We start from the raw sequence: 21,026 nt of genomic DNA, 5'->3' as shown, positions 1-21,026 counted from the left end.
GGCGGCGCCAGCCCGCGTGCTAACGTGGTCGGCCCACCGGTAAGCGCCAGGACGGTTGCAGCAGCAACGATCCGATCGCGCCACCATCGCCAGCCTCCCCGCCCGCACGTTCGCTGCCCCATGCCCGACTATCGCTCCAAGACCTCCACCCACGGCCGCAACATGGCCGGCGCCCGCGCGCTGTGGCGCGCCACCGGCATGCAGGACGCCGACTTCCACAAGCCGATCATCGCCATCGCCAACTCCTTCACCCAGTTCGTGCCCGGCCACGTGCACCTGAAGGATCTCGGCCAGCTGGTCGCGCGCGAGATCGAGCGCGTCGGCGGCGTGGCCAAGGAATTCGACACCATCGCCGTGGACGACGGCATCGCCATGGGCCACGACGGCATGCTGTACTCGCTGCCCAGCCGCGAGATCATCGCCGACTCGGTGGAGTACATGGTCAACGCGCACTGCGCCGACGCGCTGGTGTGCATCTCCAACTGCGACAAGATCACCCCCGGCATGCTGATGGCCGCCCTGCGCCTCAACATCCCCACCGTGTTCGTGTCCGGCGGGCCGATGGAAGCGGGCAAGACCAAGCTCGCCGACCACAACCTGGACCTGATCGACGCGATGGTGATCGCCGCCGATCCCACCGCCTCCGACGAAAAGGTCGCCGCGTTCGAACGCAGCGCCTGCCCCACCTGCGGCTCGTGCTCGGGCATGTTCACCGCCAACTCGATGAACTGCCTGACCGAAGCGCTGGGCCTGGCCCTGCCCGGCAACGGCACCGTGGTCGCCACCCACGCCGACCGCGAGCAACTGTTCCTGAAGGCCGGACGCACCGCGGTGGAACTGTGCCACCGCTGGTACGGCGCAGAAGACCCGACCGCACTGCCGCGCGGCATCGCCACCTTCGCAGCGTTCGAGAACGCGATGACCCTGGACATCGCGATGGGCGGCTCCACCAACACCATCCTGCACCTGCTCGCCGCCGCGCAGGAAGGCGAAGTGCCGTTCACCCTGCGCGACATCGACCGCCTGTCGCGGCGCGTGCCGCAGCTGTGCAAGGTCGCGCCGAACATCCAGAAGTACCACATCGAGGACGTGCACCGTGCCGGCGGCATCGTCGCCATCCTCGGCGAACTGGCGCGCGGCGGCTTGCTGCATACCGACCAGGCCACCGTGCACAGCCGCACCCTCGCCGATGCCATCGCGCAATGGGACATCACCCAGACCGATGCCGACGCCGTGCACACCTTCTACAGGGCCGGCCCGGCCGGCATCCCGACGCAGGTCGCCTTCAGCCAGGCCACGCGCTGGCCGACGCTGGACGCCGATCGAGAAGCGGGCTGCATCCGCGACGTCGCCCATGCCTATTCGCAGGAAGGCGGGCTGGCCGTGCTGTACGGCAACATCGCCCTCGACGGCTGCGTGGTCAAGACCGCCGGCGTGGACGAATCGATCCACGTGTTCGAGGGCAATGCCAAGGTGTTCGAGAGCCAGGACGCCGCGGTCAAGGGCATCCTCGGCGACGAAGTGCAGGCCGGCGACGTGGTGGTGATCCGCTACGAAGGCCCCAAGGGCGGCCCCGGTATGCAGGAGATGCTCTACCCCACCTCGTATCTGAAGTCCAAGGGCCTGGGCAAACAATGCGCCCTGCTCACCGACGGCCGCTTCTCCGGCGGCACCTCCGGCCTGTCGATCGGCCACGCCTCCCCGGAAGCGGCCGCCGGCGGCGCCATCGGCCTGGTCCGCGACGGCGACAGGATTCTGATCGACATCCCCAACCGCAGCATCAACCTGCTGGTCGACGACGCCGAACTGGCCGCCCGCCGCGCCGCGCAGGACGCGCGGGGCTGGAAGCCGGTGGAAGTACGCCCGCGCAAGGTCACCACCGCGCTGAAGGCGTATGCGCTGCTGGCGACGAGTGCCGACAAGGGTGCGGTGCGCGACAAGGCGATGCTGGACGGTTGAGGTGCTGAGTTAGACGATTGAGGTGCTGCCATGAAGACCGCTGATTCCCACGGTCTTCATGACACCCTCGCATCGCACTGTGGGAGGGACTTCAGTCCCGACGCGGGACCATAAACGCCCACAGTTGGATTGTTTTTCCTGACGCTAGCGTCGCTCGCCGCCGTCGCCCAGCCCATCCAGCGGACTGCGCACCGCCGATGCCCCGCACCCCAGCACATGCGCATAGATCTGCGTGGTAACCACATCCTTGGCGGCGCAAGCTTCGCCCCGCGAGCTGTGGCACACTCAGCCTAGGCAGCAGTGCTGGGGAGCACGGTTCTTGTCCCAATCCGTTCGGCCACTCACTGCCTAACAATTCATTCAAGCCGACACCGCCTCGCGGCGCGGCTTAATTCAGGTGTTAGGGCGCGCATGAAGCAACTTTGCGGTTTCGGTGATGTGCTTCGCCAGCCTCATTTCATTGGTGGCGTGCGCTTTCGTTTGGTACGTGGGCTTAGTCATTTCGGGTGCGGCGTCAACTTGGCCGCGACTGGACTGGCCGTTGCTGCTGGTCCTCGCGGGCGTGGTCGTGTTTTACGGCCTCCTTGTGGCGCTCCCGATTCTAGTCGTGTTCGCTGCACCGGCTTACGTATTGCTTCTGCGAGCTGGCCGGGCGTCATATGCCACTGCCGCGGCCATCGGTGTCGCTCCTGGCATGGCAATGCTTTGTTTTAGCGCTATGGCCGGAGTCGCGGGTGTCGCAACGGGCTTGGCTGTGGCGCTCGCAACCCACCAGGCCTGTAAGATGCGCCCTAACGATTCATTCAAGCCGATGCCGCTTAGCGGCGCGACTTAACTCAGGTGTTAGGCGCCACAGCACATGTCTTCGGTCGTTCAAATTTTCAGTGACGTTCGCCGGCTACTTGATGCCCTCCCAGAGGTCAAAGTCGCGGGCAGCCATATTTCCGGAGACGTCGCGATCTTCGAGATCGAGAGCAATAGTGCAGGCGAGGCACTTGTAGTCCAGCAGCTCTGTGAGGCGGCAAATGTGTCATTTGAGCCAGCTGTTCGATCACATGAGCCGGACCTACGCGGCACTATCACTCAAGTGCTCTCGGCCAGCACCCAAGGATTTGACACGATTCAGCATGGCAACTTGCAGTTGCTAGCCGTCCATCTCATCTGGCATCTTCATGACATCTGCGAAATCCAAACGCACGTCGCAAATAAGTTATTGGATACGTGGCATGGCGCCCGGGTTGGCGCCTAACAATTCATTCAAGCCGAATCCGCTTCGCGGGTCGGCTTAATTCTGGGGTTAGGCACTGCAAATGGATCTCTCGCAGCTCGAACTACATGATGCCAGTCTCCTCGCAGTCGCACTTGATCCCGTGGCGAGAACAGTGATTGTAAAGCTTGCTTACTACCCTAGCGGCGACTCGCCTGAGCGTGTCGCTGGCACGCTACAATTCTCAGGAGTCACCCATTTCAACCAACTTAGCGATCTTGAGCTACTTGAGCAGCACGCCAAGTTTGGCAATGTCAGTCAAGGGATTTTTGGTGAGAGTGCAGGAACTAGCTATATCTATTTGGCACGCGGCCTTATTTCAGTTACGGCCTCCTCGGTTGAGTTCACCAACGATGCCTAACAATTCATTCAAGCCGAGTCCGCTTCGCAGATCGGCCTAATTCAGGCATTAAGCCGCATGGGAAAGCACCACTTGCCGTAAGACCGATTTCCGATGATGAGCGGGCCGTCGTCGAGCGCGCTATAGCGCTCGCTCCGAGAGATGACGTCGAAATGCCCCCTATGGAAACCCTGCCCAACCTGCAGGTCATCGGCCGTTGCGGTTGCGGGTGTGCCTCCGTGGATTTCGCGCACTTGCCCCAAGGGGAGATCGCCGAGCTTGTTGCGGACGCAATCGCCGAGACTCCGTCGGGCGAAAGCGTGGGCGTGCTTGTGTGGGCGCACGGAGGTCAGTTCGTCGGCTTGGAGATCTTCAGCTACTCGGACGATCCGTCACCGCTGCCCTTACCAAGTACCATCAAAGCGTGGGACCCGGCCGCGGGGTAATCTACTGCCTAATAATTCGTTCAAGCCGACGCCGCTTCGCAGCGCGACATAACTCAGGCGTCAGGCCGCAGGAGCTGAAGTGCGGGATGTTGACGAAATAATTGATCAGCTACACCTGCTTGATCCAGACATATCCGCAACGCAACAGAGCGTCTTGCATCCCGGCACTGACGACGACGGCTTGTGGTTCTTTCGGCATCCGGCTAGTGACCTTGAGGTACAACTCGAGTCCAGTACCGGCACTTGCCCATTCTTGTTTGAAAGTTCAGTCTCTTCTAGCCGCCTCACGGCGAGCAGCGTTGAGCAGGCCGTTGCATTCGTGGTCGCTGGGCTTGGCCTATCCGGGCCAGCGGCCTAACAAGTCATTCAATCCGACGCCGTTCCGCGGCGCGGCTTAATTCAGGTGTTAGAGGGCTTATGAAAGGTCTCCGCGCCAAGATCAATTTTTTCATCGTAGCCTTGCTTTCCGTGGCCTGCTCAAGGACTTCAGCACAGCACCAAGAAGCACCTGATACGAACACTGCCCATGAAACAGAAATCTTGTCTGTAACTATGCATCGCTCCGCATGTTTCGGGACATGCCCTGTCTATACGGTCACCGCAAAGTCCGACGGCTCCGTTTCGTTTGATGGCGAGCGAGATGTGAAGGTCAAAGGGAAATCCCAAGGGTCAATAGCCAAGAGTGACTATGACTACTTAGCGCTCTCCATAAAGCGGCTTCAGTTCTCGACTTGGAATGACCAGTACCATTTTGAGAAAGATGGCTGCAAATCCGTATGGACCGACAATCCATCTGTTGACATTGTTGTCGCCACGCAGACAGGCAAGAAGCACGTCTCTTACTACTACGGATGCCGCGGCTTTGCACTCGCTTCGAAAATCGATCTCCTATCCAAGATTATCGATGATGTAACAGATGCCTCAAAATGGGTGGGCCCAGAAGAGTAATACGCCCTCAAACAATTCGTTCAAGTCGAGCCCACTTCGCGGATCGACTTAATTCAGTCGTTATGGCTCAATGCGGAAAGCCTCGTGGTCATAGACATCACCTGCAAAACTGACCGCTTCAACTTGTCTGTCGTCGGGCCCGACTTCATCAATGACTGTTGCTTCGGCGAGGACTTCTCAAAGTGGCTTGTCTCGGCGCTGTCCGAGTCGGGCGTTGACGCGGATGTCATTTGCATGGAGGACTTTGGCTGGGCCAATCAGGCGGAATACCAAGGCGTTTCCTACCTCATGTGCGTGGCGGGCAGTTCGGAGGAAGATCCGAGCTGCCCCAACTTCGGGGAGTGGCATGTGATGCTTGAGCGCCACCGCAGCTTCGCGCAAAAGCTCCTCGGACAGAACAAGACCTCGGCCGGAGATCCAATAGTGGATAAGGTGGTGCAGGTGCTTCGGGCCGCTGGGTTTGCAGATGTCGCAATTGAGTTCTGAAAATTCTTTTAAGCCGAAGCCGTTTCACGCTAGGCTTAATTCAGGCGTTAGTCCCTTTGTTAAATTTCACGGACGATCAATAAGCATGAATATCTCCTTCGGTAAGTCGCTCAACGTTTATTGCAAAGCCGGCCTCGTACTGGTTGCGGTAGCAGCACTCCTTTTTCTGACGGGGCTTGCCAAGGGTCCCGCGCCCAGCGACGGCATTAGAATTTTCCTGGTCGCTGGCTTGAGCCTGACCGGGGTCATTTTTTACGTCGTCGGCATGATCATTTCAGCTTGGCGCAAATAGTTGAGACCATCCATTAAACTCGCCACCCCAAGATCACCGCTGCGCGCTCCGTTTATGACACTGCCACGAACCTCGGCAACCATTTCGCGGAGCGGGTGGCAGACTATGTCAGACTTGATCCTGCATTTCGTGAGACCGTGGTCTTCGCGTATGCATGGGCCGGGCTCTAACGATTCATTCGAGCTGACGACGCTTCGCGGTTCAGCTTAGTTCAGGTGCTAGGCCTCATAAGAACCATCATCATGAACCCAACAGACAACCCAGATGATCCACCTCCCGATATCCACGAGCTGCGAGCAGTGGAAGTTCTGACTACTGATGACCTCAAGGCTATCGACCAAGCGCTTCTTGCCTCCAGCCATACGAGCTGGCGCAAAGTGTCATTAGTGGTGGGGATGGCCATGGACGCGCACCCAGACTTGTACCTGGATATTCCCGACGTCTTTTACGTACACCGCGTTCGGGTCTTGGTTTCTGCAGGGCGCCTGCAGGCACAAGGCAACTTGCACCGCATGAGATTCAGCGAAATTCGTCTGCCACACGTGCCGCAATGAGGCCTGACAATTCGTTCAAGCCGAAACCGCTTCTCGGGTCGGCTTAATTCAGGTATTGGGACCCATGATCTTTGCCTTGGCAACTGACGAGAACACCTTGTTCGTCTTCGCAGCCGCAACCGATGCAATTGCGTCCTGTGAAGGTATCGATGTGGAGGACGGCGGCTGGCGCTTTTGGGACATGGCCGGGAATCCTCTAGCTGCGCAATTCCTCACTACAAACATTCGCAGCGGCGTCACAGTTGCCAGTGGCTCGTACCGGCTTGTCCCGGCATCAGGTCCGAGCACTCTAGGGGAGTGCCTGAGGAGCATCGGGCAGATCAGCGATAACTCGCGCTTCCCGGACATCTCGGCCGTACGAAGGCACCTTGCAAGCGTTGCCCAAGTGTCCCAGCATGGGCGCTGACCAGGCTTCAGGCCGAACCCATTGACGGATCGGCGTAATTCAGGCGACAGAGTCGCCGGATGCACGCTCGAGGGCGGCGAGGTCGTCGGCATGCTCAGCGATTTTGAGCTCTTAGGGATCCGCAAGCCTGTCCCCTAGCAAATCATCCAGGCCGGCGCCGATTCGCGGCTCTGCTTGCTCAGGCGCTAGGTTGCGGGAAGTGTCCGTCGCCTTATCTGGCGTTCCATCAGGTGCTTTGGCCGGTTCGTCGCAGGCCGGTTGCCGCATCTCCCCCGGAGCTGCAATCCTTCCGCTTCCGCTCACGGGCCAAAGGAGCCGCATCGTGAAAACGCTGATTGCGACAGTCGCCTGGTGCCTTCTCCTTGTCCTGTGCTGGCCGCTGGCCCTGCTGGTCCTGGTCCTGTGGCCGATTGTCTGGTTGCTGACCCTGCCCTTCCGCCTCGTAGGGATCACGTTCTCCGCCGTGTTCGCGCTGCTGCAGGCCATCCTGTTCCTGCCAGCGCGCCTCCTCGGTTGGCGGCCAGGACACGCAGCGGCGGCCTAGCACCCATCCAGTCGGGGGTGGTCCGCAGCGGAACTTGGCTCAAACATCAGGCGGAAGCATGAAGTACGCGGATGGGACAGACATGAAAGTTGGCGACATCATTCGGATCGATGGAGCCTACCGGGGCCGCGTCATTGCCTCGATGGACACGAACGAGTACCTGCCGGGCGAGGAGAGCTGGGCATATCTTGGCGAAGGCATCATGGTCGATACCGATTTCGCCGGGCTCGTGCACTACACGACAGAGACAGCCGAGGATTTCGTGCTCATTGAGCGCGAGGCATCCGCTTAGCATTGCCGCTCATGCTCGATGCACTTCATGATTCGACTCGTTCCAGGCGCAAGCCGCTCGGAGATCCGCCCAAAGGAATCGCATATGACCCGACTCTTGTTGCTCGCACTGGTCGTCGTCTCTTTCAGTGCAAGCGCGATCGTCATCCGGGATGACGTCGATGACTCGAAGTATCGGGTTCCTGCGTCCGAATTTCCCGCTCTGGTCGATATGCCTGGCGAGGGGCATGGCGTGCTGATTGCACCGCAATGGGTGGTGACCGCTGCCCATGCGGTCACGTGGCAATCTGAAATCAAGCAGGTCACCATCAATGGAGTACCCAGGGATGTGGAACGTCTCGTGGTACACCCTGGGTACAAGAAGCCTACGCAAAAGCTACTTGACCAAGCACTGGCCACTTGGGATTGGACACTTTTCAGGGTCGCGCTTTCTTCCTCGGATGACATCGCGCTTCTCAAATTGGCGCAGCCCGTGACTGATGTCAGTCCAGGCGCGATCGACAACAGCGGCGATGAGTTCGGCCATACCGTCAAGGTCCTAGGGAAGGGCGCTACGGGTAACGGGATCGTTGGCTACGAGTTCAGCAGCGCTCACCGCACCGAGCTTCGCCGCGCCTACAACAAAGTCACCAGCGCCGATGGCCGCTGGCTCTGCTATACGTTCGACAAGCCGTCGGACGCCCTCCCGCTCGAGGGCGGGACGGGAAGTGGCGACAGTGGCGGGCCGGTCCTTGTCCAGACTGGAAAGGATTGGCTGTTGGCGGGACTGACGTCATGGTCGGATCCTCAAAGCACTGTCAGGACGCCTGGACGGTACGGTCAGATCACCTGCAATGTTCGTCTGAGTCATTACAGCGAGTGGATTGAGAGCGTCATCTCTATGCAACCATAGGCGGTCGCCAACAACTCCTTCAAGCCGAAGTCGCCCGCGGCTCGGCTCAACCCATACGCCAGGCCGATGTCCAGATATTGCAGTCACTGCGGGCTGGAGCTTCGTGAAGTCGGTGACTTCCGAAGCCACTGGATTACCGTTTACGAGTGCTCAAGCACGCTGCCTCTTCACGACTTTCTGGAGGTTGGTGATCCTCGCTGGATCTTTCCGCTCTTGAACCTAGATCTCGGCGTCAAAGACCGCCTGGTCGATGCAGAGCCCTCGCTTGTCGAGCTTGCCGTCTCTCGCATCCGGATGATCGACTACAAAACCGTGAGCATTGTCGGCTTCGAACAAACGCTGCTCGGCGCCTTCTCAGAGCAGGGTAATGCTGCCATAAAGTCCTGACGGTTCAGTCAAGCAAAGCCCGCTTCGCTACGCGGGTCATCAATCCAGACGCTGGAGCGCAACATGAAACGTCGAGCGGGTCTGATAGCACTTCTCATGACACTTTGCGCAGGCTGCGCCACGACTTCGAATGGCACACGCACGTACTCAGGCGAGTACTTCTACAACTTTGAGTTCGCCTACCTGGTCCCTGCTAAGAAGAACGAGCAGTGGTGCATCAATGGCGACATGTCCAGGGCAGAGTTACCGGAGCGCTGGGGCACATCACATGTCACCGTGCAAGGCACACTAGGGCCGCAAGGGAGCTATGGCAATCTTGGCGTATGCAAACGCGTCTTTAGCGTGACGAGGCTGATCAAGGTGAGCAACATGCGGGGACGTGAATGAGACCAAGCCATGGCGATTCCTCGCGCCACAGCTCAATTCGAACGTTAGAGCCAACATGACCCTCTCGACCGCATCACCGAACGCGTCAGCCGGCTGGGCCATCCCGACGCGCCCGGCACTCCGCGGCCACTGCTGACCATCGACGAGTTCTTCGAAGAGGACGTCGAGGTCGGGAGCACCGGTTGCAACCTCGACGGCGCTCCAGGACCCGATGCATTCCGCGCCGTCTTGAACGCCATTGCGCCGCGTCCCGATGTCGAAGACATCCGGGTTCAGATCGCCGCGTTCGACGTTCCCGAGTGGCCGTTTTCGGATACCGTCTATATCATGACCTCCGCTACACCCGAGGAGGTGGAGACATGGTTTCCCCAGTACCTAAAGCCCGACGAGACATGGGCGGGCTTCGTGGACCAGCCCTACGAGCCGTATCAGGTTTCCAACGGGACACACCCCGTTGCCTGTTGGTGGGACTGATGCGCTCTGGCGGTCCTGTTCCAGCGTATGTCGCTTTGCGCTGCAGTTTGATTCGTGTGCAGAGGCAATGATCCACAATGCATGATGCACACCTCCTGGAAGCCCTCCGCTCCCGCTTCGACGCGGGTGAGGCGCTGAACTACCTCTTCTTCTGGGGCCACCAAGCCAGCCAAGGCAAAGTGACCGCATCCTGCTTCAGCCAATGGTTCGAAGCTCCGTTCGTCGTTGCGGGGCAGCGCTATCCCACCGCCGAGCATTTCATGATGGCGGAGAAGGCCGCGCTGTTCGGAGATGAATCGACAAGAGCATCGGTGCTGAAAGCGCCCACTCCCGCGGCAGCAAAAGCCTTGGGTCGGCAGGTGCGCGGCTTCGACGAGGCGACGTGGCTGGAGAACCGGTTCTCGGTCGTCATCCGCGCCAACGAGGCCAAGTTTTCTCAGAACGCGGAACTGGGCCTGTTCCTCAAGCAAACAGGCTCCCGCATTCTCGTCGAGGCGAGTCCCGTCGACGCCATCTGGGGCATTGGTCTGGCCCACGATGACGCGCGGGCAAGCAATCCGAACCTCTGGCCCGGCCTCAATCTCCTTGGCTTCGCCCTCATGCAGGTGCGCGACGGCTGCTAGGAAAAGTTGCAGACCGCGCTGCGCCGCCGACAATGGATGCAACTCATGATGCCTGCCGCATTCAACCTGTTGAACCTGCTTGCGTACCAAGCTGCGCCGAGCCTCGGTCGCCACGGCAGCAGGCTTCCGCCCACACGGAAATCCTTTGGCGCCATGGTTCTGAACGCAGCTTGGTCGGGCTTGACGTTGGTCATTGGCAACGAGCTCAGATAGCGATGCGCCCTACGCCCCGTGCCAGCGGTTTCGCCCGTCGTGGTCTTGGCATCGTTCCGCGCCCGCGCGGTCGTCGTTCGACCGCTGCGCCAGGGAAGACGACGACGTGCCCGCGACTTTCGTCTGGCACTGCGCTCGTAACGCTGCTTGCGCTCGCCTTTCCCGCCTACGCGAGCAGCCAGTGCCCGTCCGAATTCGGCCCGAAGCCTCCGATCGTCAATCTGCTGGGATGGCTCGTGGTCGCCCTTGGCGTCGTCGTGGGCGGGCTGCTGTTCGCTTACCTGGTCCGGCGTACGCGCGGCATGCGCCGGTTTTCCCGCTGCGCCGTCATCGGCCTGGGATTTTGCGGAATGATCGCCGTGTGGGTGGGCGGCCTGGCGTTGGCGTTCGTGTACTTCTTCTTCCAATGCTAGAACTGCACGCGCGCCAGTCATTCGCGCCGAACCCGCGTAAAGGACCGGCATGGTCAGGCAACCGGGGCGCGGCGCGTTCTTCGCTCGCTTTGCACTGTGCTGCCCGTATCGTCCGCACACCGACGTTTTGCCGGGATGTGCCAGATGCTTTCCACCGCCCCTAGTTCTCCATCCCCGCTGCGGCCGTTCGTGGCGCGCGTGCTGGTCGTCATGGCCCTGGGCGGCTTGGCCCTGCTGGCCTGGCAGCTCTCCGAACTGCTGCTGATCGTGTTCGGCGCGGTCGTGGTGGGCGTGCTGCTGCATGGGCTGGCGATGCTGCTGCGCAAGTGGCTGCCGGTGCCGGACTGGGCGGCGCTCGGTCTGGTGATCCTGCTGTTGGTGCTGATCCTGGCATCGATCGTGTTCCTGTTCGGCGCGGAAGTCGCCGCCCAGATCGACGCCTTCCGCACCACGCTGCCCGCGGCCTGGAACAAGTTCCATGCGTGGCTGCAGTCCGGTCCGCTGGGACCGCAGATCGAGCAGTTGCCCGACCAGTTGCGCGACGGCGCCTCGACCCTGGCCACGCACGCCGGATCGATCGTGCTGTCGGCCGGCGGCGGCGTGACCGATGCGGTGCTGATGATGGTGGGCGGCATCTATCTCGCCGCGCAGCCAAGCCTGTACCGGCGCGGACTGCTGCGGTTGCTGCCGCTGGACCGGCGTGCCGTCGCCGATCACGCACTGGCCGCCAGCGGCCAGGCGCTGCGCGCGTGGTTGACCGGGCAGTTGCTGGCGATGGCGGTCGTGGGGACGTTGACCGGCCTGGGGCTGTGGCTGCTGGGCGTTCCGGTTGCGCTGGGCATCGGCCTGTTGACCGCGCTGCTGGACTTCATTCCGATCGTCGGCCCGATCGTGGCGGCGATTCCGGCGGTGCTGCTCGGCTTCACCGTCAGCCCGCAGGTGGCGCTGGGCGCGCTGCTGGTGTTCGTGGTGCTGCAGCAGATCGAGGGCCATGTGCTGCAACCGTTGATCCAGGCGCGTGCGGTGAACCTGCCGCCGGCCTTGCTGCTGTTCTCGCTGTTCGGCATCGGCGCGCTGTTCGGACCGATGGGCGTGGTATTGGCGGCACCGCTGACCGTGGTGCTCTACGTCCTGGTCAAGCACCTGTACGTCCACCAGGCCCTGGACGACGCGGACGATGCCGTACCGGCGGATTGATCCGGTCGGATAGCGCGTAGACTCCGGAGCTTCATCCCCGATGCCGCCACACGGCGGCGCCAATGCGGACGTTATCCGATGCATCGCGCCACGCTGAGCTACGACAGGACGCTGATCCGGCAGGCCGTGGCGAGCTACTGCTGGCGCGTGCTCGGCCTGCGCTACGTGGTCGCCCTGGCGCTGGTGGCGGGGCCGCTTATCTTCCTCGTTCGCATCGGCAATGCCTCCTGGTTGGTCGGCGTCCTGGCCACCGTACTGGCGCTCGGCATTGCCTTTCCCTTAGCGCTCTACGCCACCCATTATCGCAATGCGCTGCGCAGGCTCGACGCAATGGGCGCTCCTCTCGGCACGCTAGAGGCGTCCGAAACCTCGCTGTCGCTTTCCTCCGGTGCCGGCACCGCGACCATGCCCTGGGCGGCCGTCTCGGAGGTATGGCGATTCGACGCCTGTTGGCTGTTGCTGCTTTCGAAGTCGCAGTTCGTCACCTTGCCTCTCGCCGACCTCACCCCGGAGGCCGCGGAATTCATCCGCACCCGGGTCCTGGCTGCGGGGGGCAAGGTTTCCTGACGCAGATGCGGTCGCGGCCGCTCGTGGCCGACGCACACGTGGGTTGGCCTACTCCATGCCTCATTACTACAAACGCCGTTGGAACGCGTCCCGCGCCGATCGCTACGACGCGTGGGGTCACTCCTGGTGGTTCTTCGAAACCGACGATGCCTTCTGGCCGAGCCGGCAGATCGAAATCTATGACGCCGGCCAGGTGCTGTTCTACCACCGCGGCCGGCTCGAGGATGCGTATGGCGGCCTCAGTGATGCGCCGCTCGATGCGGACGAGTTCGAGCCGTTTCGCATCGATCGCGCCGAATTCGAGCACGCATGGGCGCGCCACGAGCCGCTCAATGGCGCCTAGGCTACGCGGCAGATGCCCCTGCGATCGGGCACTGCAGCATGGCGACGCCGCGTCGGTTGGCAGGTTCCCGCCTGCGTTCCGATCGCTGCCGGCGTAATCTTGGCCATACCGTCGACCGCTCGCATGAGGCGCTGCCCGCAACGCAAGGTCTTGCGGGAAACCTCCGCCGCCGAACCGACTGGATCGGCTGATCGGCGCCCTCATTCTGTCGGATCGCACCCGGACACGGCGGCGATCAGGCGACCCGCCAGGAACGCCACGATGCCGACCGATCAGCAGGACCCGTCGTACGCTCTGGCCGAAGTGCTACACGGCGCGGCGATGTACAACGACAAGGGGTATGCCTGGCTTGGGCACGATGCGAAGCAGATCGCGGCCATGCAGCGCGGTTTTCAGGCGCAACTGAGCGAGCTGGCTGTACGCGTCGGGCACATGCGGCTCGGCCAGGCCATCGAGAGCGGCGCGGCGGCGCGCGACGACTCGGGGCGCTACGCCGAGCTGTGCGAACACGTGCTCGGCGTCGCCACGCGGCGCCGCTGAGCGGACGCTGCCGACCGCGCGCGCCGTACCCTCACCCCAACCCCTCTCCCGGAGGGAGAGGGGCTTTTGGTCCCTCCTGATCCGGCGGCATCGGCGTCGGCTGCGATACGGCCGCTGAACGCCGCGCCGGGCTGCCGTCCCGCCGGCTTTGACTTGTCATTTGCGCGGCCCACACTGGCCGACGTCTTTCCCCCGATGCCCATGACCACGTGAAGAAGCCGCCTCAGGACCCTGCGTCCGCCGACACCGATGCCACCCCCGAAAACCCACAGCGTCGGCGCCTGCTAGGCGGCCTGGCGCTGGCCGGCGGCGCGCTCGCCATCGGTCCCGCCGACGCCATCGCCGAAGCGGCCAAACGCGCGCCGCGCAGTCCGCTGTCGGCCAGCGCTCTGGACCGGCAACTGCGCGAGAAGATCGACCACGTGGTGGTGATCTACGCCGAGAACCGCAGCTTCAACAATCTGTTCCCGGAGTTCCCCGGACTGCAGCGGCCACTGTCGGCGGTGACGCCGGCGCAGGCGCGGCAGGTCGATCGCGACGGCAGCGTGCTCGACATCCTGCCGCCGATCTGGGGCGGGCTGGCGCCGGACGAGCAGGTGGTGGACCACCGCCGCTACAAGATCGGCGAAGACGCGATCGGCCCGCTGCCCAATGCGCCGTTCCCGCTGCGCACGGCCGACGGCAAACCGCTGCCGCACGGCGTGGTGACCCGCGATCTGGTGCACCGCTTCTACGAGAACCAGATGCAGATCAACGGCGGCCGCAACGACGGCTTCGCCGCCTGGAGCGATGCTGGCGGACTGGTGATGGGCCATTACGCCGACGCCCCAGCCACGTTGCGGCTGTGGAGCCTGGCCCGCGAGTACACGCTGTGCGACAACTTCTTCATGGGCGCGTTCGGCGGCTCGTTCCTCAACCACCAATACCTGGTCGCCGCGCAGGCGCCGTACTACCCGCATGCGGACACCAGTCCGGCGCGGCTGCAGATCAGCGCCATGGCCAGCGACCGGCACGACGAGATCCGCCTGGCCGTGCAGGAAGACTCGCCGGACACCGCGCTCAACGGCAAGCCGCGCTTCGTGCGCAACGGCGCGCTGACCCCGGACTTCTGGGCGGTCAACACCCTGAGTCCGCCGTTCCAGCCCAGCACCAGCCAGGACCCGGCGCGACCCGACTACGCCGCCCCCGATAGCCCCGATGTCCTGCCAGCGCAGACCCACCGCCACATCGGCGACGCGCTCGATGCCAAGGGCGTGGACTGGGCGTGGTATGCCGGCGGCTGGGGCCTGGCGGTGCAGGGCAAGGGCGATACCGGCGACACCGCCGAGTTTCCGACCAGCCCCAATTTCCAGATCCACCACCAGCCGCTGAACTATTTCGCCAATCTCGCTCCTGGCACGGCCGCGCGCGCGCGACGCCTGCGCGATGGCGGGCTGGGCGACAGTGCCCCGGACAACCGCTTCATCGCCGACGTGCAGGCCGGCACGCTGCCGCCGGTGGCGTTCTACAAGCCGCAGGGCAACCTCAACATGCACGCCGGCTATTCCGACGTGGCCGCCGGCGATCGTCACATCGCCATGGTGGTGGACGCGCTGCGTAACGGCCCGCTGTGGGACAAGACCGTCGTGTTCATCACCTTCGACGAGAACGGCGGCTGGTGGGACCACGTGGCCCCGCCCAAGGCCGATCGCTGGGGGCCGGGCTCGCGCATCCCGGCGCTGGTGGTGTCGCCGCACGCCAAGCGCGGGCACGTCGACCACAGCGTCTACGACACCGGCTCGATCCTGCGCTTCATCACCCGCCGCTTCGGGCTGGAGACGCTGCCGGGCCTGGCCGAACGGGAACGTGCGATGCAGGCCGCCAGCAGCGTGGTGCCGGGCGACCTGACCGCCGCGCTGCACTTCGGCTGAGCCGGAGTCGAAGCCAGGGAAGAACGGTGGCCGCCGGCGCAGCTGGCTATCGTCTCCCCCGACAGGCCGCCGATGCCATCCGTCCCGCCGTTGGGGATCGGCATGATCTCCCAGCCTGCTGCGGCCCTATGCGTTGGCGGCGGTCCGCGTGGCGCGCGATTACGCCTCCTGCAATCGGTAGCGGCCAGGCTGGGTCCAGGCGATGCGCAGGAACGGCCCGCTCAGCAGTCCTTTGTCGCGCAGATAGCCGAAGACCTCTGCCGGGCACCATTCCCTTCCGGCGGCAAAGGCCAGGCCCAGTTCGCGCAGCGCGTGGAACGCCTCGGCCTTTTCCGCATCGTCGCGCACCGCCATGGCATAGACGCCGGCCTCGCCGGTAGCGGCGAAACCCAGCGTACGCAGCGCGGCATCATGTTCGCCACGCATCGCGCGGACCCGGATCGCGGCGGCGTCGGCCGTTTCCACGTAGGCCGCCGGTTCCCGATGAAGCGCTGCAGACGACATGTGGTTCTCGCGACAGGGTGAAGGAAGCCGTCCGCGTGGACCGGCACACGGCCTTGCGAACGTGGGGGTTAGGCTAGCACTCCATCCCGTTGCCAGAACTTTCCGATGCCTTCCGTCCCACCGCTGCGAATCGGCCTGATCTCCGACACCCACAGCCTGTTGCGGCCACAGGCGCTGGCGGCGATGCGCGGTTGCGTCGCCATCGTGCATGCCGGCGACATCGGCAAGCCGGAGATCCTCGATGCGCTGCGCGCCATCGCGCCGCTGCACGCGATCCGCGGCAACATCGATACCGCACCGTGGGCGCAGGCGCTGCCCGACACCCTGGACATCGACATCGCGGGCATCCGTGTGCACGTGCTGCACGATCTGAAGACGCTGGCGCGCGATTCCGCCTCCGTGGACGTGGTGGTCAGCGGGCATTCGCACAAACCGCTGTTGCAGACCCGCGACGGCGTGTTGTACGTCAATCCCGGCAGCGCCGGACCGCGCCGTTTCAGCCTGCCGATCGGGGTGGGCTATCTGCATCTGCAGGCGGGCGGCGTCCGCGGCGAGCTGCACGCGCTGACCTGAAGCGGCGCTACAGGATTCCGGGAGACGCCACGCGATCTAACGCGGCGTCGGCGGCGGGCTCGCGCGCTTGCCGGCCTTGGCCGGTTTGGGGGCGGGCAATGCCTGGGCCGTGGCGCGCAACAGCCGCTGCAACAGGCTCCGGTCCTCCAACCCTTCGTCGATCAGGTAGTGCGGCTTGCCGCCCGGATACGGTGCCTGTTCGATCACCTCGTCGAGCAGCGCGCGCCCGGCGGCGGTCGGCTTGACGAAGACCTGGTTGTCGCAGACGAACGCTACCACCTTGCCGTCCAGGTACAGCGCGTATTCGCCGAACATCTTCTTGCAGGTCAGCGCAGCGCCGAGCGCCGCCTGCTCCATAACGTAATCCACATAGCTGGCGTCGGAGGCCATGGCATCGCTCTGCGCTTGGGTCGATGCCGGATTCTGCACCGCGGCCGCAAAGCGCAAGCGCCGGCGCCGCAGTGGGCCATACATGCGCAGGCATCCTTCGCCACGCCGACGCCGGCAGGGGCCGTCTGCCATGCACGGATCGGCGCCGCCGCGGCACCGGTACGGCCGGAGGACGCGTTGCGCGGCGCGATCATGACCGCGCTGCGCGATGGCGATGCGCGCCTGCCGTCCTTCCGTGTGTCGTCCTCGGCAACTGCTCTGCACTTACTCCCTGGCTTTGCGGCGATAGATGATCCGCTCGACGATGCGCATTGCATTGCGGCGCCGAGGATGCCCGGGCGCAAATGGCAGCGCTGGTCCCGCGGCGCCTGCGGCGGTCCGTGCAGCGGTCGTGCGCTGGTCATCGCCAATCTCCGCTAAAGTTGGGCTGCACGCAGGGCAGGCCGCCATGGTCCGGGAAGGGGAACATGGCCGATGCGGCGCGGGGGCGCAGGCATCGTCGAACGCACGGTGCAAGGGAAAATAGACGACATACGTCGTAGCAGACAAGGGGATGTCTCATGTGGAAGAAGTTCGGCGGTCTGTTCGGCAAGGCCGGCCTTGGAAAGATGTCCAAGGGCGAATACGAGGCGAATCTGAGCGGCATCAACACGTTCTTCGGCGCCGTGCTGGGCCTGGTCCTCACCGGCACGGAACGGCTCGACGGCTGGCGGTTCGGCATCGTGCTGGGCATCCTCGCCAGCACGGTCATCTCCATTCTGTTCATCTCCAGCAGCCGGCACCGGGTCGCGTACGCGATCTACACGCTGCTGCTGGCGCTGACCCTGCCGAAGATGATCGACATCATGCTCAGGGGCCACGATCTGCTGCCCGACAAGGTGCAACCCACGCTGATCGTGTGGACCTTGATGACCATCATGGTGGAATTCTGGGGGCGCGAAAGCGCCCAAGGCAGCGCCACCGCCGCCTCCGACCGCTCCAGCTGAGGCGGATATGGCGATCCTGCGGCGGATCATCCAATCCCTGTGGTGGCTTGCGCTCGCCTATGTGCCGTTGGCGCTCTCCGACAGGATCGAGCGCCTGTACGCCGAGCTGGGCTGTCCGCCGCACGGCGATTGCTATGTGGCCGGCACGATGACGGCGTTCGACCTCCAACTGTTGACGCTCGCCATCGCCTTGCTGGTATGGCCGGTTTGCCTATGGTTTCTCGGCCTGGGGTGGATGGCCGGCCGGCTGCTTGATCTGGGTTCTTCGCTTGCGAACCGCTTCAAGGCCAACCGGCTGCGCCGGCCGGACTGATGTCCGCACCGGTTTCCAAAGCGCGCGGGTGACGCAGGGCCACGCCGCCGCTCACCAATCCGTCGGCGCGTAGTCCTTCAGGAACTGTCCCCACACGTGCTCGCCGGTGTTGAAGCCGTGGATGATCGGGTCGACGATGCGCGCGGCGCCGTCGACGATGTCCAACGGCGGATGGAAGCGTTCTTCCTGCACCTTGCGCGCGGCGATCTCGGCCGGATCCTCGTCGGTGACCCAGCCGGTGTCCACGCTGTTCATGTGGATGCCGTCGTTCTGGTAATCGGCCGCCGAAGTCCGGGTCATCATGTTCAACGCGGCCTTGGCCATATTGGTGTGCGGATGCCGGGTGGTCTTGAAGTTGCGGTAGAACTGCCCCTCCATCGCCGACACGTTGACGATGTGCTTGTCGCGCTCGGGCGTGCGCAGCATCAGCGGCTTGAGCCGCGCGTTGATGATGAACGGGGCGATGGCATTGACCAGCTGCGTCTCCAGCAATTCCACCGACGGCACTTCGGCCATCAGCAGCCGCCACGAGTTGCGCCCGCGCAGGTCCACCTGCTGCAGGTCCTGGTCCAGCCGGCCTTCGGGAAACAGGTGCTGCTGGCCGAGCAGTTCGTCGGCCAGCAACGGCACCTGCGACAGCTCGGCGGCGCGGGTCAGGCCGTCGGCACCGCTGATGCCGTGGCCCTGGCCCACCGACAGCGTGGTCGCCGACGCCGCCGGCAGCAGCTCCGGGCTGCGCAGGCCTTCGTAGTGGCCGACCAGGCGGCGCACGTGCTCGGGCAGTTCGTGCAGCGCGGCGGTCTCGCCGGCCATCATGTGCGCGTAGAACTGCGGCGGCCGGCGCACGGTCTGGCAGGCGTTGTTGACGATGAAGTCCAGCCGCTCGCGCGTGGCCAGCAGCTGGCTGCAGAACGCTTCGACACTGGGCGTGTGGCGCAGGTCCAGGCCGAACACCTGCAGGCGGTGGCCCCACTCGGCGAAATCCGGTTCCTGCGCGTAACGCGAAGCCGAATCGCGCGGGAAGCGCGTGGTCACGATCAGCTCGGCGCCGGCGCGCAGCAGCTTCAACCCGGCCTGGTAGCCGATCTTGACCCGGCCGCCGGTCAGCAGCGCCACACGCCCGCGCAGGTCGGCGGTCTCGGTGCGCTTGAAGTAGTTCAGCTCGGCGCAGGCCGGGCACATCTGGTCGTAGAAGTGGTGCAACTGGGTGAACTTCTGCTTGCACACGTAGCAGTGGCGCAGCTCCGGCGAGTGCGCCGCCGCGGGTTCCTCGGCAGCGGCATTGCGGCCGTCGTGCAGGCCGGCGGCATGCGGCGGGAAGTAGTTCGGCGTGCTGAACACCGGCTTGCGCCGCAGCGCGCGGATGCCGGTCTGCTCGAGCAACGCTTCGGCCTTGCGCACCTTTTCCTGATGGCGTTCGCGCGCCTGCTGCTTGAGCAGTTGCCGGCGCGCCTTGGGCTCGGGGTGGTAGACCTTGGCGACGACCTGATGCAGGCGCACGCGGTCGGCCTCGGGCAGCGCGTCGAGCACGCTGCGGTCGGCATCGATGGCTTCGAGCAGGTCCAGGGCGACGCGCAGGCGCTCGGTCAGGGGCAGGTCGTCGGTGGCAGGGGGCGAGGCGGTGGTGTTCAAGACGGATCCAGGAAGAAGCGAAGGCACGACAGCGCGGCGGCGGCCGACAGCGATGACAGCGATGACAGCGATGGCCGTGCCCGGTATCGCAGCGAAGGGCGGCGCAGCGCGCAATGTGTTGAAGGGAGCCGTCACGGGCCGGCAGGTCGGGTATTTTCGCCGATCCTGTGGCTTGGGCGCCATGTCGCCGCTGAACCATGCGGCGACGCGTGCATTTCCTTGAAAACAGGCGCGGGCGTCACCTTGCCGGCACGCACGTTCGCGCTCCATCGGCGGGCATCTCGACCTTGCGTCCCATCGCCGCCACCGATGCGCGTGCCGCTGGACAGGTGGGTGCACACCGCGGTGCGGCAACGCTGGCGGCCGTGCGTCCTGGTCGGCTTTCGTTGCATTCGGTGCCGGCCGGCGCTATCGGCCAGCAGGGCGCCCTGCCCCGCCTCGCCTTGGCCGACATCTCAAACGAGATCTTGCAGCGGCGAAGCCGGGCGATGGCTCGTGGCGATCCATGCCGGGGCACCGCGCTTCCTGCGGCTGGCTCAGCGCGCCGGCGCCTGTGCGAATTCGCCGCGCTGCAGCTTGGCCACGTCGTTGCCTTGCGCGTCCCTGGCCTGCAGGTCGGCGCCCTTGGCGGCGAGTTCCTTCAGCACTTCGGCGCGCTGGAACAGCGCCGCGTACATCGCCGCGGTCTGGCCGGCGTTGTTGCGCTGGTCGGGCGCGCAGTCGGCCTGCATCAGCCGCCTGGCGATCGCCAGTTCGCCCTTGAAGATCGCGCCCATCAGCGCGGTGTTGCCGCGCTTGTCCTGCGCGCACGGATCGGCCCCGGCGCGCAGCAATTGCTCCACCGCCGGCTGCTGGCCGTGGTAGGCGGCCAGGATCAGCGCGGTATAGCCCTTGTCGTCGCGGGTATTGAGGTCGTAGTGCGCCTGGATGAATTCGGCCAGCATGTCCTGCCGCCCTTCGCGCGCGGCATCGAAGAAGTAGTCGCGCAGTTGCGCCTGGATCTTGGCCGGGTCGGCGGCAGCCGGTGCGGCAGTGGCCGAAACGGCGACCAGGCTCAGGACGAGAAGAAGGAAGCGACGCATGCTCGGTCTCCGGCAAAAAAGGAGGCGCAGCGCGGCGTGGGGGAGGCGCCGCCGCGCTGCGCGGTGA

29 protein-coding genes are annotated in these 21,026 nt (G+C 64.2%); 25 read left to right on the top strand and 4 right to left on the bottom strand.

All coding sequences use genetic code 11. The features are described 5' to 3' along the window. Positions 1-120 precede the first annotated feature (120 nt). The 21 genes from ilvD (at position 121) to acpA (ending at position 15,479) form a co-directional block, all read left to right on the top strand. Entirely contained in the window at positions 121-1,959 is a 1,839-nt protein-coding gene (gene ilvD, locus AB3X08_RS02125; RefSeq protein ID WP_369935926.1) for a dihydroxy-acid dehydratase, read from the top strand. 859 nt (positions 1,960-2,818) lie between these two features. Further along, on the top strand, positions 2,819-3,208 hold the full coding sequence (locus AB3X08_RS02120) for a hypothetical protein (RefSeq protein WP_369935925.1): 390 nt from the start codon (positions 2,819-2,821) through the stop codon (positions 3,206-3,208). A 61-nt stretch (positions 3,209-3,269) separates the two neighbouring features. Then, the gene (locus tag AB3X08_RS02115; protein ID WP_369935923.1) at positions 3,270-3,587 is read left to right on the top strand and encodes a hypothetical protein; all 318 of its coding nucleotides are present in this window, start codon (positions 3,270-3,272) and stop codon (positions 3,585-3,587) included. Between the two features lie 161 nt (positions 3,588-3,748). Beyond that, a complete protein-coding gene (locus AB3X08_RS02110) occupies positions 3,749-4,012 on the top strand; it encodes a hypothetical protein (RefSeq protein ID WP_369935921.1) in 264 nt (87 codons plus the stop codon). Positions 4,013-4,429: 417 nt separating this feature from the next. Then, the gene (locus AB3X08_RS02105; RefSeq protein ID WP_369935920.1) at positions 4,430-4,960 is read left to right on the top strand and encodes a DUF6438 domain-containing protein; all 531 of its coding nucleotides are present in this window, start codon (positions 4,430-4,432) and stop codon (positions 4,958-4,960) included. A gap of 84 nt (positions 4,961-5,044) precedes the next feature. Continuing rightward, positions 5,045-5,446, top strand: a complete 402-nt coding sequence (locus AB3X08_RS02100; RefSeq protein ID WP_369935919.1) for a hypothetical protein — start codon at positions 5,045-5,047, stop codon at positions 5,444-5,446. Between the two features lie 85 nt (positions 5,447-5,531). Further along, positions 5,532-5,738 (top strand): hypothetical protein, encoded by a 207-nt coding sequence (locus tag AB3X08_RS02095; protein WP_369935918.1) that lies wholly within the window; start codon positions 5,532-5,534, stop codon positions 5,736-5,738. Positions 5,739-5,980: 242 nt separating this feature from the next. Continuing rightward, the gene (locus AB3X08_RS02090) at positions 5,981-6,292 is read left to right on the top strand and encodes a DUF3658 domain-containing protein (protein WP_369935916.1); all 312 of its coding nucleotides are present in this window, start codon (positions 5,981-5,983) and stop codon (positions 6,290-6,292) included. A 728-nt stretch (positions 6,293-7,020) separates the two neighbouring features. Next, entirely contained in the window at positions 7,021-7,242 is a 222-nt protein-coding gene (locus tag AB3X08_RS02085) for a hypothetical protein (RefSeq protein ID WP_369935915.1), read from the top strand. A gap of 58 nt (positions 7,243-7,300) precedes the next feature. Further along, a complete protein-coding gene (locus tag AB3X08_RS02080) occupies positions 7,301-7,534 on the top strand; it encodes a hypothetical protein (protein ID WP_369935914.1) in 234 nt (77 codons plus the stop codon). A gap of 84 nt (positions 7,535-7,618) precedes the next feature. After that, complete coding sequence (locus AB3X08_RS02075; protein ID WP_369935912.1) at positions 7,619-8,425, top strand: trypsin-like serine protease; 807 nt, start codon at positions 7,619-7,621, stop codon at positions 8,423-8,425. Positions 8,426-8,491: 66 nt separating this feature from the next. Beyond that, positions 8,492-8,812, top strand: coding sequence for a hypothetical protein (locus AB3X08_RS02070; protein WP_369935911.1), 321 nt, complete (start codon positions 8,492-8,494; stop codon positions 8,810-8,812). 63 nt (positions 8,813-8,875) lie between these two features. Beyond that, positions 8,876-9,199, top strand: coding sequence for a hypothetical protein (locus AB3X08_RS02065; protein WP_369935910.1), 324 nt, complete (start codon positions 8,876-8,878; stop codon positions 9,197-9,199). 228 nt (positions 9,200-9,427) lie between these two features. Further along, the gene (locus AB3X08_RS02060; protein ID WP_369935908.1) at positions 9,428-9,673 is read left to right on the top strand and encodes a hypothetical protein; all 246 of its coding nucleotides are present in this window, start codon (positions 9,428-9,430) and stop codon (positions 9,671-9,673) included. 77 nt (positions 9,674-9,750) lie between these two features. Further along, positions 9,751-10,296, top strand: a complete 546-nt coding sequence (locus AB3X08_RS02055) for an NADAR family protein (RefSeq protein ID WP_369935906.1) — start codon at positions 9,751-9,753, stop codon at positions 10,294-10,296. Between the two features lie 215 nt (positions 10,297-10,511). Beyond that, complete coding sequence (locus AB3X08_RS02050) at positions 10,512-10,922, top strand: hypothetical protein (protein WP_369935904.1); 411 nt, start codon at positions 10,512-10,514, stop codon at positions 10,920-10,922. Positions 10,923-11,132: 210 nt separating this feature from the next. Continuing rightward, positions 11,133-12,119 carry an AI-2E family transporter gene (locus tag AB3X08_RS02045; protein ID WP_369938386.1) on the top strand — a complete coding sequence of 329 codons (987 nt, stop codon included), beginning with the start codon at positions 11,133-11,135 and terminating at the stop codon, positions 12,117-12,119. A gap of 78 nt (positions 12,120-12,197) precedes the next feature. Further along, positions 12,198-12,686 (top strand): YcxB family protein, encoded by a 489-nt coding sequence (locus AB3X08_RS02040; protein WP_369935902.1) that lies wholly within the window; start codon positions 12,198-12,200, stop codon positions 12,684-12,686. A gap of 55 nt (positions 12,687-12,741) precedes the next feature. Further along, a complete protein-coding gene (locus AB3X08_RS02035) occupies positions 12,742-13,029 on the top strand; it encodes a hypothetical protein (RefSeq protein ID WP_369935900.1) in 288 nt (95 codons plus the stop codon). Between the two features lie 261 nt (positions 13,030-13,290). Further along, entirely contained in the window at positions 13,291-13,569 is a 279-nt protein-coding gene (locus AB3X08_RS02030; protein WP_369935898.1) for a hypothetical protein, read from the top strand. A gap of 209 nt (positions 13,570-13,778) precedes the next feature. Then, complete coding sequence (gene acpA / locus AB3X08_RS02025) at positions 13,779-15,479, top strand: acid phosphatase (RefSeq protein ID WP_369935897.1); 1,701 nt, start codon at positions 13,779-13,781, stop codon at positions 15,477-15,479. Positions 15,480-15,638: 159 nt separating this feature from the next. On the opposite strand, the gene AB3X08_RS02020 is transcribed toward acpA, so the two are convergent. Further along, positions 15,639-15,983 carry a hypothetical protein gene (locus tag AB3X08_RS02020; RefSeq protein WP_369935895.1) on the bottom strand — a complete coding sequence of 115 codons (345 nt, stop codon included), beginning with the start codon at positions 15,981-15,983 and terminating at the stop codon, positions 15,639-15,641. A gap of 105 nt (positions 15,984-16,088) precedes the next feature. Between AB3X08_RS02020 and AB3X08_RS02015 the strand changes: the two genes are divergently transcribed. Next, entirely contained in the window at positions 16,089-16,556 is a 468-nt protein-coding gene (locus AB3X08_RS02015; protein WP_369935893.1) for a metallophosphoesterase family protein, read from the top strand. 36 nt (positions 16,557-16,592) lie between these two features. Here AB3X08_RS02015 and AB3X08_RS02010 read toward each other — a convergent pair whose 3' ends face one another. Continuing rightward, positions 16,593-17,030 carry a TfoX/Sxy family protein gene (locus AB3X08_RS02010; RefSeq protein ID WP_369935892.1) on the bottom strand — a complete coding sequence of 146 codons (438 nt, stop codon included), beginning with the start codon at positions 17,028-17,030 and terminating at the stop codon, positions 16,593-16,595. Positions 17,031-17,138: 108 nt separating this feature from the next. On the opposite strand from AB3X08_RS02010, the gene AB3X08_RS02005 reads away from it, so the two are divergent. The 3 genes from AB3X08_RS02005 to AB3X08_RS01995 all read left to right on the top strand — a co-directional run bounded on the left by AB3X08_RS02005 (position 17,139) and on the right by AB3X08_RS01995 (position 18,245). Further along, complete coding sequence (locus AB3X08_RS02005) at positions 17,139-17,366, top strand: hypothetical protein (RefSeq protein WP_369935891.1); 228 nt, start codon at positions 17,139-17,141, stop codon at positions 17,364-17,366. A gap of 140 nt (positions 17,367-17,506) precedes the next feature. Further along, positions 17,507-17,932: a hypothetical protein gene (locus AB3X08_RS02000; protein WP_369935890.1), complete on the top strand. Its 426-nt coding sequence runs from the start codon at positions 17,507-17,509 to the stop codon at positions 17,930-17,932. A gap of 7 nt (positions 17,933-17,939) precedes the next feature. Further along, positions 17,940-18,245, top strand: a complete 306-nt coding sequence (locus tag AB3X08_RS01995) for a hypothetical protein (protein ID WP_369935888.1) — start codon at positions 17,940-17,942, stop codon at positions 18,243-18,245. Between the two features lie 51 nt (positions 18,246-18,296). Here AB3X08_RS01995 and AB3X08_RS01990 read toward each other — a convergent pair whose 3' ends face one another. Together AB3X08_RS01990 and AB3X08_RS01985 are read right to left on the bottom strand one after the other, a co-directional pair. Next, positions 18,297-19,877, bottom strand: a complete 1,581-nt coding sequence (locus AB3X08_RS01990) for an SDR family NAD(P)-dependent oxidoreductase (RefSeq protein WP_369935886.1) — start codon at positions 19,875-19,877, stop codon at positions 18,297-18,299. Positions 19,878-20,413: 536 nt separating this feature from the next. Next, the gene (locus tag AB3X08_RS01985) at positions 20,414-20,959 is read right to left on the bottom strand and encodes an ankyrin repeat domain-containing protein (RefSeq protein ID WP_369935885.1); all 546 of its coding nucleotides are present in this window, start codon (positions 20,957-20,959) and stop codon (positions 20,414-20,416) included. Between the last annotated feature and the right edge of the window lie 67 nt (positions 20,960-21,026).

Source organism: Xanthomonas sp. DAR 34887 (genome assembly GCF_041245805.1).
Taxonomy (GTDB): domain Bacteria; phylum Pseudomonadota; class Gammaproteobacteria; order Xanthomonadales; family Xanthomonadaceae; genus Xanthomonas_A; species Xanthomonas_A tesorieronis.
Note: the sequence above shows the minus strand (reverse complement) of the source record. Positions and strands in the feature narration are given on the sequence as shown.

What these genes read in the sequence shown, in the direction of transcription:
- ilvD (WP_369935926.1), top strand. Translation starts at nt 121, where the DNA reads ATGCCCGACTATCGCTCCAAGACCTCCACCCACGGCCGCAACATGGCC.
- AB3X08_RS02120 (WP_369935925.1), top strand. Translation starts at nt 2,819, where the DNA reads ATGTCTTCGGTCGTTCAAATTTTCAGTGACGTTCGCCGGCTACTTGAT.
- AB3X08_RS02115 (WP_369935923.1), top strand. Translation starts at nt 3,270, where the DNA reads ATGGATCTCTCGCAGCTCGAACTACATGATGCCAGTCTCCTCGCAGTC.
- AB3X08_RS02110 (WP_369935921.1), top strand. Translation starts at nt 3,749, where the DNA reads ATGGAAACCCTGCCCAACCTGCAGGTCATCGGCCGTTGCGGTTGCGGG.
- AB3X08_RS02105 (WP_369935920.1), top strand. Translation starts at nt 4,430, where the DNA reads ATGAAAGGTCTCCGCGCCAAGATCAATTTTTTCATCGTAGCCTTGCTT.
- AB3X08_RS02095 (WP_369935918.1), top strand. Translation starts at nt 5,532, where the DNA reads ATGAATATCTCCTTCGGTAAGTCGCTCAACGTTTATTGCAAAGCCGGC.
- AB3X08_RS02090 (WP_369935916.1), top strand. Translation starts at nt 5,981, where the DNA reads ATGAACCCAACAGACAACCCAGATGATCCACCTCCCGATATCCACGAG.
- AB3X08_RS02080 (WP_369935914.1), top strand. Translation starts at nt 7,301, where the DNA reads ATGAAGTACGCGGATGGGACAGACATGAAAGTTGGCGACATCATTCGG.
- AB3X08_RS02075 (WP_369935912.1), top strand. Translation starts at nt 7,619, where the DNA reads ATGACCCGACTCTTGTTGCTCGCACTGGTCGTCGTCTCTTTCAGTGCA.
- AB3X08_RS02070 (WP_369935911.1), top strand. Translation starts at nt 8,492, where the DNA reads ATGTCCAGATATTGCAGTCACTGCGGGCTGGAGCTTCGTGAAGTCGGT.
- AB3X08_RS02065 (WP_369935910.1), top strand. Translation starts at nt 8,876, where the DNA reads ATGAAACGTCGAGCGGGTCTGATAGCACTTCTCATGACACTTTGCGCA.
- AB3X08_RS02055 (WP_369935906.1), top strand. Translation starts at nt 9,751, where the DNA reads ATGCATGATGCACACCTCCTGGAAGCCCTCCGCTCCCGCTTCGACGCG.
- AB3X08_RS02050 (WP_369935904.1), top strand. Translation starts at nt 10,512, where the DNA reads ATGCGCCCTACGCCCCGTGCCAGCGGTTTCGCCCGTCGTGGTCTTGGC.
- AB3X08_RS02045 (WP_369938386.1), top strand. Translation starts at nt 11,133, where the DNA reads ATGGCCCTGGGCGGCTTGGCCCTGCTGGCCTGGCAGCTCTCCGAACTG.
- AB3X08_RS02040 (WP_369935902.1), top strand. Translation starts at nt 12,198, where the DNA reads ATGCATCGCGCCACGCTGAGCTACGACAGGACGCTGATCCGGCAGGCC.
- AB3X08_RS02035 (WP_369935900.1), top strand. Translation starts at nt 12,742, where the DNA reads ATGCCTCATTACTACAAACGCCGTTGGAACGCGTCCCGCGCCGATCGC.
- AB3X08_RS02030 (WP_369935898.1), top strand. Translation starts at nt 13,291, where the DNA reads ATGCCGACCGATCAGCAGGACCCGTCGTACGCTCTGGCCGAAGTGCTA.
- AB3X08_RS02020 (WP_369935895.1), bottom strand. Translation starts at nt 15,983, where the DNA reads ATGTCGTCTGCAGCGCTTCATCGGGAACCGGCGGCCTACGTGGAAACG.
- AB3X08_RS02015 (WP_369935893.1), top strand. Translation starts at nt 16,089, where the DNA reads ATGCCTTCCGTCCCACCGCTGCGAATCGGCCTGATCTCCGACACCCAC.
- AB3X08_RS02010 (WP_369935892.1), bottom strand. Translation starts at nt 17,030, where the DNA reads ATGTATGGCCCACTGCGGCGCCGGCGCTTGCGCTTTGCGGCCGCGGTG.
- AB3X08_RS02005 (WP_369935891.1), top strand. Translation starts at nt 17,139, where the DNA reads ATGACCGCGCTGCGCGATGGCGATGCGCGCCTGCCGTCCTTCCGTGTG.
- AB3X08_RS02000 (WP_369935890.1), top strand. Translation starts at nt 17,507, where the DNA reads ATGTGGAAGAAGTTCGGCGGTCTGTTCGGCAAGGCCGGCCTTGGAAAG.
- AB3X08_RS01995 (WP_369935888.1), top strand. Translation starts at nt 17,940, where the DNA reads ATGGCGATCCTGCGGCGGATCATCCAATCCCTGTGGTGGCTTGCGCTC.
- AB3X08_RS01985 (WP_369935885.1), bottom strand. Translation starts at nt 20,959, where the DNA reads ATGCGTCGCTTCCTTCTTCTCGTCCTGAGCCTGGTCGCCGTTTCGGCC.